This is a genomic window from Geomicrobium sp. JCM 19055 (assembly GCF_000698185.1).
GTDB lineage: Bacteria > Bacillota > Bacilli > Bacillales > Marinococcaceae > Geomicrobium_A > Geomicrobium_A sediminis.
Genome location: NZ_BAXL01000017.1, coordinates 106,264 through 118,347 on the forward strand (window position 1 = coordinate 106,264; position 12,084 = coordinate 118,347).

At 42.8% G+C, this 12,084-nt stretch carries 13 protein-coding genes and 2 pseudogenes; 10 read left to right on the top strand and 5 right to left on the bottom strand.

Annotated features, from left to right (window positions below; all coding sequences use genetic code 11):
• Nucleotides 1-3: 3 nt before the first annotated feature.
• From JCM19055_RS15520 to JCM19055_RS15535, 4 genes are read right to left on the bottom strand one after another with little or no spacing between them, the layout of a single operon-like run.
• Nucleotides 4-456, bottom strand: coding sequence for a DinB family protein (locus JCM19055_RS15520; protein ID WP_042360358.1), 453 nt, complete (start codon nt 454-456; stop codon nt 4-6).
• Between the two features lie 11 nt (nt 457-467).
• Nucleotides 468-965, bottom strand: coding sequence for a cyclic pyranopterin monophosphate synthase MoaC (moaC, locus tag JCM19055_RS15525; protein WP_042360359.1), 498 nt, complete (start codon nt 963-965; stop codon nt 468-470).
• Nucleotides 962-1,537, bottom strand: a complete 576-nt coding sequence (locus tag JCM19055_RS15530; RefSeq protein ID WP_042360360.1) for a molybdenum cofactor guanylyltransferase — start codon at nt 1,535-1,537, stop codon at nt 962-964. The genes moaC and JCM19055_RS15530 overlap by 4 nt, the downstream gene beginning before the upstream one ends.
• Nucleotides 1,534-2,022, bottom strand: coding sequence for a molybdenum cofactor biosynthesis protein B (locus tag JCM19055_RS15535; RefSeq protein ID WP_042360361.1), 489 nt, complete (start codon nt 2,020-2,022; stop codon nt 1,534-1,536). Before JCM19055_RS15535 ends, JCM19055_RS15530 begins: the two co-directional genes overlap by 4 nt.
• 158 nt (nt 2,023-2,180) lie before the next feature.
• Between JCM19055_RS15535 and moaA the strand changes: the two are divergent.
• From moaA to JCM19055_RS15565, 6 genes and pseudogenes are all read left to right on the top strand, one after another.
• A pseudogene (gene moaA, locus JCM19055_RS15540) lies at nt 2,181-3,135 on the top strand (GTP 3',8-cyclase MoaA).
• A gap of 12 nt (nt 3,136-3,147) precedes the next feature.
• A complete protein-coding gene (locus JCM19055_RS15545) occupies nt 3,148-4,164 on the top strand; it encodes a ThiF family adenylyltransferase (RefSeq protein ID WP_042360362.1) in 1,017 nt (338 codons plus the stop codon).
• Between the two features lie 12 nt (nt 4,165-4,176).
• Nucleotides 4,177-5,457, top strand: a complete 1,281-nt coding sequence (glp, locus tag JCM19055_RS15550; protein ID WP_042360363.1) for a gephyrin-like molybdotransferase Glp — start codon at nt 4,177-4,179, stop codon at nt 5,455-5,457.
• Nucleotides 5,427-5,960 carry a molybdopterin-guanine dinucleotide biosynthesis protein B gene (gene mobB, locus JCM19055_RS15555; RefSeq protein WP_052366418.1) on the top strand — a complete coding sequence of 178 codons (534 nt, stop codon included), beginning with the start codon at nt 5,427-5,429 and terminating at the stop codon, nt 5,958-5,960. The genes glp and mobB overlap by 31 nt, the downstream gene beginning before the upstream one ends.
• Nucleotides 5,941-6,390, top strand: a complete 450-nt coding sequence (locus tag JCM19055_RS15560; RefSeq protein WP_042360365.1) for a molybdenum cofactor biosynthesis protein MoaE — start codon at nt 5,941-5,943, stop codon at nt 6,388-6,390. The genes mobB and JCM19055_RS15560 overlap by 20 nt, the downstream gene beginning before the upstream one ends.
• Nucleotides 6,391-6,422: 32 nt before the next feature.
• Entirely contained in the window at nt 6,423-6,623 is a 201-nt protein-coding gene (locus JCM19055_RS15565; protein WP_265182235.1) for a MoaD/ThiS family protein, read from the top strand.
• A 38-nt stretch (nt 6,624-6,661) separates the two neighbouring features.
• Here JCM19055_RS15565 and JCM19055_RS15570 read toward each other — a convergent pair whose 3' ends face one another.
• Complete coding sequence (locus tag JCM19055_RS15570; protein WP_042360366.1) at nt 6,662-7,492, bottom strand: formate/nitrite transporter family protein; 831 nt, start codon at nt 7,490-7,492, stop codon at nt 6,662-6,664.
• 153 nt (nt 7,493-7,645) lie between these two features.
• On the opposite strand from JCM19055_RS15570, the pseudogene fdhF reads away from it, so the two are divergent.
• The 4 genes and pseudogenes from fdhF to fdhD all read left to right on the top strand — a co-directional run bounded on the left by fdhF (nt 7,646) and on the right by fdhD (nt 12,052).
• Nucleotides 7,646-10,582: pseudogene (fdhF, locus tag JCM19055_RS15575) on the top strand (formate dehydrogenase subunit alpha).
• Nucleotides 10,582-10,881, top strand: a complete 300-nt coding sequence (locus tag JCM19055_RS24310) for a hypothetical protein (RefSeq protein WP_052366419.1) — start codon at nt 10,582-10,584, stop codon at nt 10,879-10,881. The pseudogene fdhF and the gene JCM19055_RS24310 overlap by 1 nt, the downstream one beginning before the upstream one ends.
• Nucleotides 10,874-11,227 carry a DUF1641 domain-containing protein gene (locus tag JCM19055_RS24315; protein ID WP_052366420.1) on the top strand — a complete coding sequence of 118 codons (354 nt, stop codon included), beginning with the start codon at nt 10,874-10,876 and terminating at the stop codon, nt 11,225-11,227. The genes JCM19055_RS24310 and JCM19055_RS24315 overlap by 8 nt, the downstream gene beginning before the upstream one ends.
• 21 nt (nt 11,228-11,248) lie before the next feature.
• Nucleotides 11,249-12,052, top strand: coding sequence for a formate dehydrogenase accessory sulfurtransferase FdhD (fdhD, locus tag JCM19055_RS15585; RefSeq protein WP_042360375.1), 804 nt, complete (start codon nt 11,249-11,251; stop codon nt 12,050-12,052).
• The last annotated feature ends 32 nt before the right edge of the window (nt 12,053-12,084 follow it).

A 12,084-nucleotide genomic window follows, 5' to 3' on the forward strand; every position in this document is an offset into this window, starting at 1 on the left:
CAATCAATCGCCTTTTGTGTCGTCTACAAACGAACTCATTTCTTTTATATGTTGGAGGTCGTGTTCTTCAAATTTAGTCCGCAGTGCTTTGACAGTCATCGTTCCTTGTTCATGTTCAATCGTAAATTCAATGGTTTCAGGATACTTCTCATAGGCTGCTAATAGTTGTCTTCGTTGTTTTAGAAACGTTTGAAGCATTTCTTTGGCAGCATATCGGTTACTTTTCTCGGTTGCCTTTTCGTTGAACAAATCATGATCTGGAAACGCTTGGATCGTTGCTCCGTGAGTTATAGAAGGAATGATTTCTTTAAGAATGTATTGATCCCAATAGTACATATGACCAACCGTTTGTTTAATCGACCATTTGCCTTGTTGTATTGGGGTTTCTAATCGTTGTTCAGGTAGCCTACATAGCTTCTTAATTTCATCGTTTACCCATTCATCATGTCGGTGCATCTGAATTCCTCCTAGTCGTATGATTGTGTTCTTGGGTGATGAAAATCTCCGTTTTTCCCTCCGGTTTTTGTAAGCAATAACGTTTCTTCTATGATCATCCCTTTATCAATCGATTTGCACATATCGTAAAACGTCAGTGCTGATGCACTAACAGCCGTTAACGCTTCCATCTCCACGCCAGTATTCGCTTCTACCGTCACAGTGGCTGTGATGACTAAAAGGTGATCGCCTTCGTCTTCCTCAAAACGAAAATCAATGTCTGTTCCTTGAATCATAATCGGGTGGCACATTGGAATCCAGTCAGGCGTTTTTTTCGCTGCCATAACACCAGCTACTTGTGCAACAGACAGGGGATCACCCTTTTGAAGAGACTGATCGTGAATGGCTGTGTAGAGAGCATTTGATAAGCGAATCTTTGATTGAGCGACAGCTTTTCGAGCGGTTTTAAGCTTTTCTTGAACGTTCACCATTCGTGCACGTCCGTCTTCATTAAAGTGAGAAAAACTCATCGTCTGACCCCTTTCCAATCGTGTTCATAGTTAATGTTCATAAAGTCATGTTTGTGTGAAAAGTCAATGGTTCTCGTGTTTACACGTTCAATTAACGTCCGCATCGAAGCATCTTTACTTGATTGATGCTGAAGTGCTCGTAGACAGTCACGATGATAAAGCCCATGTAACGGTTGAAATTTCCCATTGTTTATTGGAAGTAAACAATCATAGTCCTCGTTTGCTTGTAAATGGTTTCGTAATTCGATTAACAGTTGAGGGGTAACTGTAGGCAAATCACCAGCCAACACTTGAAACCATTCGAAGTCTTCATGCAGAGCACTCATCGCACCGTGTAAAGCGTGCATCGGACCTGCATGTGGGGACTGATCAATAAGTACATGTACATCGTGTGCTAAAAAATGATCATTCAAGTTGTAGTTCGTTAGCACGTAAATGTCGTGAATGTTGGCTTTTTGTAGCGCCCGAACACTCTTCATCCAAAGCGCTTCGTTTTCATGAAGTTCGAACAGTTTTTGTCTCCCATAACGAGTTGAGCGTCCGCCAGCCATAACTAGTCCAGCGATCGTCATTTTATAAGCTCCCTGCTCACATGATTGATTGTTGGTAGAATTAATTCGGTCATCGCAAGCGTTACGGCATGAACAGATCCGGGAAGAGAGAAAATCGCCGTTTGATTGACTGTCCCTGCAATTGCATTGCTAAGCATGGCTCGTGCACCAATTTCTTCATAACTTTTAAAGCGAAAGAGTTCACCGAAGCCGTGCATCGGTGTTTCGATCAGTTGTTCAACAATTGAATACGTAGTATCGCGTTCACTTATACCGGTTCCACCTGTCGTAATAATGATCGAAATTCGCTCGTCTTGAATCCAGTCTGTTAAAACAGCTCGAAGATGAAGAGGATCATCTTTTATGAGCTTGCGATCAACAATTGTATGAAGGGGTGAGAGTAGTTGTTCAATTTTTGTACCGCTTTTGTCTTCAGTCAGACTCCGCGTATCACTTAATGTGAGAATGGCGACAGATGAAGAGGTGTGGTCATGTTTATGATGCATATGCTTGTCTTCCCTCGCCTTCTGTATGTTAGAATAATACAAATTGTACATCATTTGCTACTTCTATAGTAAATGAACGTGAAAGGAGTCGTAAAGTGGCAGCCAATCCCGTTAATGATCAGTTTCTTCGACCGTTGAAAGATTTGCGCATCTCGATTATGGATCGGTGCAATTTTCGATGCTCCTATTGCATGCCTAAAGAAATTTTTGGACCAGATTATGTATTTATGAATGAAGAGCAGTTGTTGTCGTTTGATGAAATCGTCAGGATTGCAGATCAATTTGCGCAGCTGGGCGTGACCAAGCTTCGAATTACAGGTGGCGAACCGCTGTTACGTAAAGGGGTTGCATCTCTTATAGAGCGCCTTAAACAAATCGAAGGAATCAATGATCTTGCGTTAACGACAAATGGTGTGATGTTACCGAAGTTAGCCAGTGAGTTAAAAGCTGCCGGTTTGGAACGGGTGAACATTAGCTTTGATGCGTTATCAATTGAGACATTCCAGGCGATGAGTGGCAGGAAAACGTCACCAGATGCTGTCATTCGAGGAATTAAAGCGGCAAAAGAAGCAGGACTCGGTGTGAAGATTAACATGGTTGTACAACGTGGTGTTAATGAACATGAAGTACTTCCGATGGCGCAATTTTGCAAACGAGAACAAGTCACGTTACGCTTCATTGAGTTTATGGACGTTGGTCAAACGAACGGTTGGAATTTTGATCAAGTCGTCTCAAAAAAAAGAATTGCTCGATCAAGTAAAGTCGTTTTCGCCTGTTGTTCCGGTTGATGAGGAATACTATGGCGAGGTAGCAAAACGATATCGTTATTTGGATTATGCTAGTGAAGTAGGATTTATCTCGTCAGTAACGGAAACATTTTGTGGAACGTGCACGAGAGCCCGAATCAGTGCAGATGGAAAGCTTTATACGTGTTTGTTTTCAGAGACAGGAACAGATTTAAAAGAACTCGTTCGAGATGGTGCAAGTGATGAATTGTTAGGTGAATCCATCAGACAGATTTGGGAGAAGCGACGAGATCGTTATTCTGAGACGAGAACAGAAGAAAGTGCAAGAAACCGCAAGAAAATAGAAATGTCCTATATTGGTGGATAAGGAGGACGTGACGTGAACCGATACGAAAAGCAAGTGTCTTTTTCACCGATTGGCAAGGCCGGACAAGATCAGCTTGGACAAGCACACGTTTTACTCATTGGTGTCGGGGCACTTGGAAGTGTAAGTGCAGAAACGCTCGTTCGTGCAGGAGTGAAGACAGTTACCATCGTTGACCGCGATTATGTTGAATTAAGCAATTTGCATCGCCAACAATTGTACTGTGAAGCGGATGTAGAGCAAGTGTTACCAAAGGCAATCGCTGCGAAGAGGCGATTAGAAGAAATTAATTCAGATACTAGAATCGAAGCTCACGTCATGGATGCAACAGCACGTAACTTGGAACCACTGCTAAGCGATGTCGACATTTTAATTGATGGAACTGATAATTTTGATATTCGTTTTATTATGAATGATCTGTCTGTGAAATATAACATTCCGTGGGTGTTTGGTGCCTGTGCAGGGTCATACGGCATGACGAAGTTTTTCCAACCGAATGAAGATCCGTGTTTAATGTGCGTAATGAAGTTCATTCCTGGTGAGGCAATGACGTGTGACAGTCACGGAGTCATTGCCCCAGTTATTCAACAAACGTCATTAATGCAAACTGTACACGTATTAAAATGGTTAATTGGTAAATCCGATGAAATTGACCGATCAATAAGTATCTATGACATTTGGGAAGGCAACTATCAGAAATTCTCAATGAACAAAATGAAAAAAGAGTCGTGTAAAACGTGCGGAAGTGAGCGCACGTTTCCGTATCTTCAATCGCTACAACATACCGACATTGCGGTACTCTGTGGCAGGGATACAATTCAAATTCGTATGAAAGACCGGTCATTTGATCTCTCGCATCTAGAAATGAAGTTGACCGCATACGGCAAAACAAAGAAGAATTCGTTTTTACTATCCTTCACTGAGCATCAATCAGGAAAGCGGATGGCGATCTTTAAAGACGGGCGAGTGCTCGTTCACGGTACGAAAGATGTTGAAGAAGCAAAGGCGTTTTACGATGAAATGATGGAATAAGGAGGGGTTACTTTGGTAGAAGTACGTAGACCAATTTCAATTTCAGATGCGGTCAGCCGTGTGATGAACTATGAATTTAACCAGGCAATTGATTATGTGCCACTTTTGGAAAGTGATTTGCGATTTTTAGCAGAAGATTTACTAGCAGACCACGATGTTCCGCCTTTTAACCGCGCACCTTATGACGGATATGCCATTCGCTCTGAAGATACGAGTCAAGCAAGTAGGCAAAACCCAACGCGGTTACACGTTGTAGGAGATATTGGTGCAGGAAGTTTATATACAGACGATCTAGAAAATGGTCAAGCGGTTCGCATTATGACGGGCGCACAAATGCCAAATCAAAGTGATGCGGTTGTGATGTTGGAAGAAATACATACAAATGAAGCAGATACGATTACGATCATTCGTCCTCACCACCATAACGAGAACATTTCATTTCAAGGAGAAGATACGAAAAAAGATCAAGTGCTCATAGAAAAAGGGGCGATCATTCATCCTGGTACCGTTGCGCTCCTTGCAACGTTTGGTTACGATATCGTCCCTGTGTTTCGAAAACCACGAATTGGAATTCTTGCAACGGGTAGCGAGCTATTAGACGTTCACGAACCTTTACAACCGGGGAAAATCCGAAACAGTAATGCGTACATGGCGGCATCTCAAGTAAAACGCGCAGGTGGCATCCCAGTCATGTATGGAAAACTCCCTGACGAATTGGATGTATGTGTGGATGTTGTGACTGATGCGTTACAAGAAGTCGATGCAATGATTACTACAGGCGGGGCTTCTGTTGGTGATTATGATCTTGTGCCACAACTTGTGGAGCGCCTTCATGCGACGACACTTTTTAACAAAGTCGCTATGCGTCCAGGTAGTGTCACGACAGTTGCTGAAAAAGATGGGCAGTTGATCTATGGTTTATCAGGAAATCCAGGTGCTTGTTACGTTGGGTTTGAACTGTTCGTCCGACCGTTAATCCGTAAAGCCCTTGGTGCACGTGATTTGCATTTAAAACGATCCATTGGTGTGTTAGACAGTGATTACCCTAAACCAAATCCGTACACAAGGTTGATTCGTGGTGTTGCTTTGGAGCGTGAAGGCGTACAATATGTGAAACCGTCTGGACTAGACAAATCGAGTTCAGTTATTGCGCTCGGGGAAGCAGACGTATTGATCGTCTTACCTGCGGGATCAAAAGGGTATAAGCGTGGGGAAGAAGTGAATCTATTAGATCTACATGATCAAAAAGGTAGTCAATGGCCATGGGACATCCCAATTGTATCGTACAAATAGTCGGGTATAAGAACGCGGGGAAGACAACGACAATCTCCAAACTCATTGCTGCCCTAGAGCAAAGAAACCTTACATCCACAGTCATAAAACATCACGGTCACTCGTCCGTTCCACCAAAAGCAAGATACGATAGCGAACGCTTTATTACAGCAGGTGCAAAAGCGAGTTTTGTAGAAGGTGGGGGAGAAGTTAGCATTCAATTAAAGAAAGAAATGTCGCTCACTGAATTGCTGCACTTACAATCTCTCGTAATGACGGTGGACGTTGTATTTGTTGAAGGGTTTAAAGATACGATTTTACCTAATATAGTCTTGTTGCGAGATCAGGGAGATCTTTCGTTAATGAATCGCGCTCAAACAATCGGTATTGTTCAACGTGAACGTTTTGATGTGGATCGCAAAGGGACAGCGGTATTTTTACGTAATGAGGAAGAAGCGTGGATTTCCTACTTTGTTAATCAAATTGTAGAAATGAGGAACGAACATGTTCAAAATCACCTATGAACCGATTGCAGTCAACGAACTCATTGAACACGTTCTACACAATAATGTAGGCGCTATACAGACATTTATCGGTACAGTGAGAGAAATGACACACGGAAAGCAGACTTTGCGTCTAGAGTACCATGCGTATGAATCGATGGCAGTCAAAATGCTAGAACGGATTGGCAAAGAGATTGAGGGGAAGTGGCCAGGAACAACCGTCGCAATTACACATCGACTAGGAACGTTAGCAATTCAAGAGATTGCTGTCGTCATTGCGGTAAGCTCACCTCATCGGCAAGCGTCTCACGAGGCAACTTCGTATGCGATTGAACGTATTAAAGAGGTTGTGCCGATCTGGAAAAAAGAATATTGGGCAGATGGTAGCTTTTGGGTCGGAGATCAGCTTGAACAAAACGCTTACCATGAGAAGGAGGGTCATCATGGTTGATGTATTATTTTTCGCAGGAATGAAAGAAAAAAATCGGACAAGCAACCGTACACGCTGACCTTGCAGGGAAAACCGTACGAGAACTTAAACAGTGGGTTGAGCAAACGTACACGCTTCCTAAGGGGAGTTTAGAGCGAACGATGATCGCCATTAATGAAGAATTTGTGGAAGATACGGATTACGTACAGCCAGGAGATATGGTCGCTTTTATTCCGCCGGTAAGTGGTGGCTAAGGAAACCAGTGAAATTCTGCGCTAAAAACGGATGTGTTTTAGCGCAGATCCAGGCTTAAGCGCTTTTTTTTCTCGTTTGTTAACGCTTCTTTATCTTCTTTCTTATGAACACTGATTACAAAATACGTCGTAGCGACAAATACGGCGCCACCGATGATGTTACCGATCGTTACTGGGATGAGGTTGTAAATGAATCCTGCGAACGTCACTGATTCGGGTCCTCCGTGTAGCAATGCAATGCCTAAAATCGACATATTCGCAATGCTATGCTCAAGACCTGCAGCGATGAATGCCATAATTAACACGAAGATTAAGAATAATTTCGCGATATCACCATCTGCACGAAGAGAGGTCCAAATGGCAAGAAAGACAATCCAGTTGCAAAGAATGCCTCTGAAGAATAGTTCCATCCACGGGGCGTTCATTTTCTCTGCAGCAAGTGTAAACATGTAATGGCTATCATTGGCGCCATGAAAGATTCCGGTAAATAGAATGAGAAACGATAAGAGAATGGCCCCGATTAAGTTGCCGAAATAACTCCAACCCCAAATCGCTAACGTTTGTGACCAACTCGTGATTTTTGAAAGAGAGCTTACCGTGAATATGAGGTTATTACCTGTAAACAGTTCCGACCCGGCCCATAAAACGAGTGCAAGGGCAACGCCAAACGTAGCCCCTGTTAATACATCTAAGATCGGAGAGCCTGAACTATGTAGAGGTTGTCCGACGGAAAATAAAACGATGGTACCAATGCCAACATAAGCACCTGCAAGAATCGAAGCGAACAAATAGCGAAGTGGAGATGAAGAAAACAATCCATATTTGGTTTTTGCTTGTTCGTTTAACGTAGAGAGCGTGTCTTTGTACATGCCACTCCTCCTTCATGCGAATAGTGTTTGTTACCCAAAAAAAGAAAGACTTAAAACAGCGTCCGCTGAGTAATGTTTAATGATTTTAAATTAAGGGAAAATAAAGTAAATTAAACTTATGAATAACAAGGAGGAGATCGGGTGACTCAAACGATGACCGTAACGATTAACGGAAAGCAAGAAATGTTCACGAGCGAACAATCCGTACTTGAAAGACTACAAAAAAATGGACATGCAAGTGCCAAGTCTTTGTTACCATCCAAGTCTAGGGGCTATTGAAACGTGTGATAGTTGTATCGTAAAAGTGAACGGTGAGTTCGTTCGGGCGTGTTCCACAAAGATGAATGATGGCGATGTTGTTGATTCAATCAGTGCTGAAGTTCATGAAGCGCAGTTGATTGCGATGGATCGCATGCTTGGGAATCATGAATTGTATTGCACGGTTTGCGATTACAATAACGGGAATTGTGAGATACATAACGCTGTTAAAGAGATGAAGATTAGCCACCAAGAAACCCCTCATTCAACAAAAGAGTCGACGGTTAATCGTAACGCATTTTACCGGTATGACCCCGATCAGTGTATCCTCTGTGGTCGTTGTGTTGAGGCATGTCAAGATGTCCAAGTCACGGAGACACTATCCATTGACTGGAATCTAAAGCGTCCGAGGGTAATTTGGGACAAAGATACGACAATTGATGATTCTTCGTGTGTTAGTTGTGGTCACTGTTCAACGGTCTGCCCTTGTAATGCCATGCTTGAAGTCGGGATGGAAGGTGAAGCAGGATTTCTTACCGGAATTAAGGAAGAAACGTTCAGACCAATGGTTAATATTACGAAAAATATAGAAACAGGCTATGAATCACTCATGACGATCTCAGATGTCGAGGCAGCAATGCGGGAAGAGCGAATAAAGAAAACGAAAACCGTTTGTACGTACTGTGGTGTCGGCTGTTCGTTTGATGTGTGGACAAAAGACCGGAAGATCTTAAAGATTCAACCTCAACCTGAAGCACCAGCGAATGGAATTTCGACATGTGTGAAAGGAAAATTCGGTTGGGATTATGTGAACAGTGAAGAACGTCTAACGAAGCCTTTAATTCGTGAGGGTGATTCGTTTCGTGAAGCTGAGTGGCAAGAAGCGCTTGATTTAATTGAACGTAATTTTAAGAAAACGTTAAGTGAAAAAGGTTCCGATGCTCTCGCTTTTATTTCATCATCCAAGTGTACAAATGAAGAATCGTATTTAATGCAAAAGCTTGCGAGAGGAGTTATTGGTACGAACAACATTGATAATTGTTCGAGGTATTGCCAGTCTCCAGCTACGATGGGGCTTTGGCGTACAGTTGGGTATGGTGGCGACTCCGGTGGAATCAATGATATTGCGAGCGCTGAATTGATTATTTCAATTGGTTCAAATACGGTCGAGTCACATCCTGTTTTGTCTACGAGAGTGAAGCGTGCGCAAAAGCTAAACGGACAGAAAGTAATCGTCGCCGACCTTAGAAAGCATGACTTAGCGGAGCGCTCAGATCTATTTGTGAAGCCATCTCCAGGAAGTGATCTCGTTTGGCTCTCGGCTGTCACAAAGTACATTGTCGACCAAGGTTGGCACGACGAGGCATTTTTGGCAGAGCATGTAAATGACGTTGAAGAATATTTGAGTAGCTTAGCGCCATATACGCTCGAGTACGCGTCAGAAGTGACCCACTTAACGAGAGAAGAGCTCATCGAAATCGCAACGATGATTCATGAAGCAAAGACTACAGCTGTTCTTTGGGCGATGGGTGTGACGCAGCATGGCGGTGGAAGTGATACGAGTACTGCAATTTCTAACTTGTTGCTTGTTACCGGCAATTACATGAAGCTGGAGCAGGTTCTTACCCACTTCGTGGTCATAACAATGTTCAAGGGGCAAGCGATTTTGGCAGTATGCCTGATCGTTTACCAGGATATCAGTATGTAACCGATGATGAGGTTCGTTCTCGTTTTGAAGCGAACTGGGGAGTATCGTTATCGAGTGTGCCAGGTTTGAACAACCATGAGATGGTTGATGCCATTCACGAAGGCAACTTAGACGTGTTGTATTTAAAAGGTGAAGATATGGGAATTGTTGATTCTAATATCAATTACGTGCAATCGGCACTTGAGAAGTTATCCTTCTTTGTTGTCCAAGATATTTTCTTTACGAAAACGTGTCAATATGCAGACGTTGTCTTACCTGCAAGTCCAAGCTTAGAGAAAGAAGGGACGTTCGTTAATACTGAGCGACGTTTCCAACGGTTATACCAAGCGCTCGAACCTTTAGGAGATTCAAAGCCAGATTGGCAAATCATTAGTGAAATTGCGAATCGAATGGGTGCGGGTTGGGCGTATAATCATCCGAGTGAAGTGATGGCAGAAGCGGCTTCATTAACGCCATTATTCGCTGGTGTTTCGTACGACCGATTAGAAGGGTACGATAGTTTGCAATGGCCAGTGAAAGAAGATGGAACGGACACCCCACTGTTATTTACCGATGGATTTGCGTTACCTGGTGGCAAAGCAAGGTTATGGCCAGTCGAATGGACGAAGCCACTAGAATTTGAAGATGAGTATGATTTACATGTGAATAACGGTCGCTTACTTGAGCATTTTCATGAAGGCAATATGACGTACCAAACTGAAGGCATAACGAAGAAGACGCCGAACGTCTTTTTGGAAGTGTCACATGAATTGGCGAACGAACGAGGGCTTGAAGACGGTACGACTGTGCGCCTTACTTCTCCATACGGAGCGGTTAAAGTTGATTGTGTTGTCACTGATCGTGTCGTCGGTAAACAAGTGTATTTACCGATGAATTCGAGAGGTGAAGGAGCGATTAACTATTTGACAAGCTCCCATTCTGACAAAGACACGGATACACCAGCATACAAAGAGATCTCAGCAAAGATGGAGATTCTCAAGCAAAAAGGAGAATCGCCCTTACCGAAAACAAATCATCGCTACGGCAACCCACAACCACAAGTCGGCGTTAACGTTGAAGCGAAGTGGGCGAGATCTGATTATACGTTCCCTGGAGATCTTGTGAAGAAGAGGAGGGGGATGTAATGGCCAAAGCTACGACGGTAATTCATAAAATGGAAAAAGATCCAAAGGAGCTTCATGAACAACAAGTTAAAGAGATCGAGTCGCTACTTGTAGAACATAAAGATTCGATCGAAGACGTGCTCACGATGATTCATCAACTTCGGGATCGTGAAGTATTAAATTTGGCTCACGGTGCCCTTGGTCAAAGCGAGCACGTCTTACATCGGATTGTTACCGCAATGGATACGAAAGAAACGACGCAATCGATAAAAAAACGCATTGCTCATATTCGAGTTATTAGGCACAGTCAATATGAATGAACTAGAACCAATTGTACTGAAGTTAAACCATGGAATTAAAATGGCAGCAGAATATGATCATAGTGATCAAAACGCAGGAACCTTAGGGCTGATTCGTTCTTTGAATGATAAAGAAGTCATTGAAGGGATGAATGTTCTATTGAAATTCGTTAAAGGTTTCGGTGTTGACGAAGCCCACGAAGAGAAGATCGAACCGCAATTGGAACGCCTTGAGCACCCTGAAAAAGAGATGCACACGCAAAAACGAGGATCAATAACAAAATCAAAATCAAACCAAATCTACGCTCCTAGATTCTTTGGTTTTTTTAACTGGAGCGCTCCTCCTGTTCGTTCCACTGCTCATTAAGAAGAAGTAAGGATGACAAGTATGACTAAAGAGCATGTAAATCATAAGGTTGTTCGCTACTCAGAGTGTGGTGTAGAGACTGTTGAAGACAAGATTGTTGTAGAACGTCCGGTAACGATCAAGGTGAATGGGGAAGAACTGCTTACGATCGTCTGTTCACCCCAGTACATCGAAGATATGGTCATCGGTTACCTCGTCTCAGAAGGAATTGTGAATAAAGTAGAAGATATTGATTCCTTGCGCTCAGATGAAAACAGCGGGTTTGTTCATGTCCGTTTAAGACAAGAACTTCACCCGCTCTCGCAACAGATGCAATCTAAACGATATCTCACGTCTTGTTGTGGTATGAGCCGACAAGCCTTGATTTTTGCAAGTGACGCCAAAACGACAAAAGTCATGACAAGTCGAAACGTTACACTTAATCAATTTCAATGCTTTGAATTAATGAATGAATTACAAGAACACTCAAGTGTTTTTAGAGAAACAGGCGGTGTTCATAATGCCGCACTTGCTACTAAACATGGCATCGTTATCATGCGTGTTGATATTGGAAGGCATAACGCATTAGACAAAATCTATGGACATTGTTTAAGGAACAATATTTCATTAGAAGATAAAGTGCTCGTCTTTAGTGGTAGACTTTCATCTGAGATTGTGTTGAAAGCGGCTAAGATCGGGTGTGAAGTCGTCTTATCGAAATCGGCCCCGACAGATCGGGCCATTCAAATCGCAATTGAACAGCAAATTACAATGGTCGGTTTTATTAGAAAGCAATCGATGAATGTGTACACCTGCTCTGAACGAATCTACGAAGACAAATCGTGAGCAACTCCATAAAGGAGTTGCTCAGGCTGTTG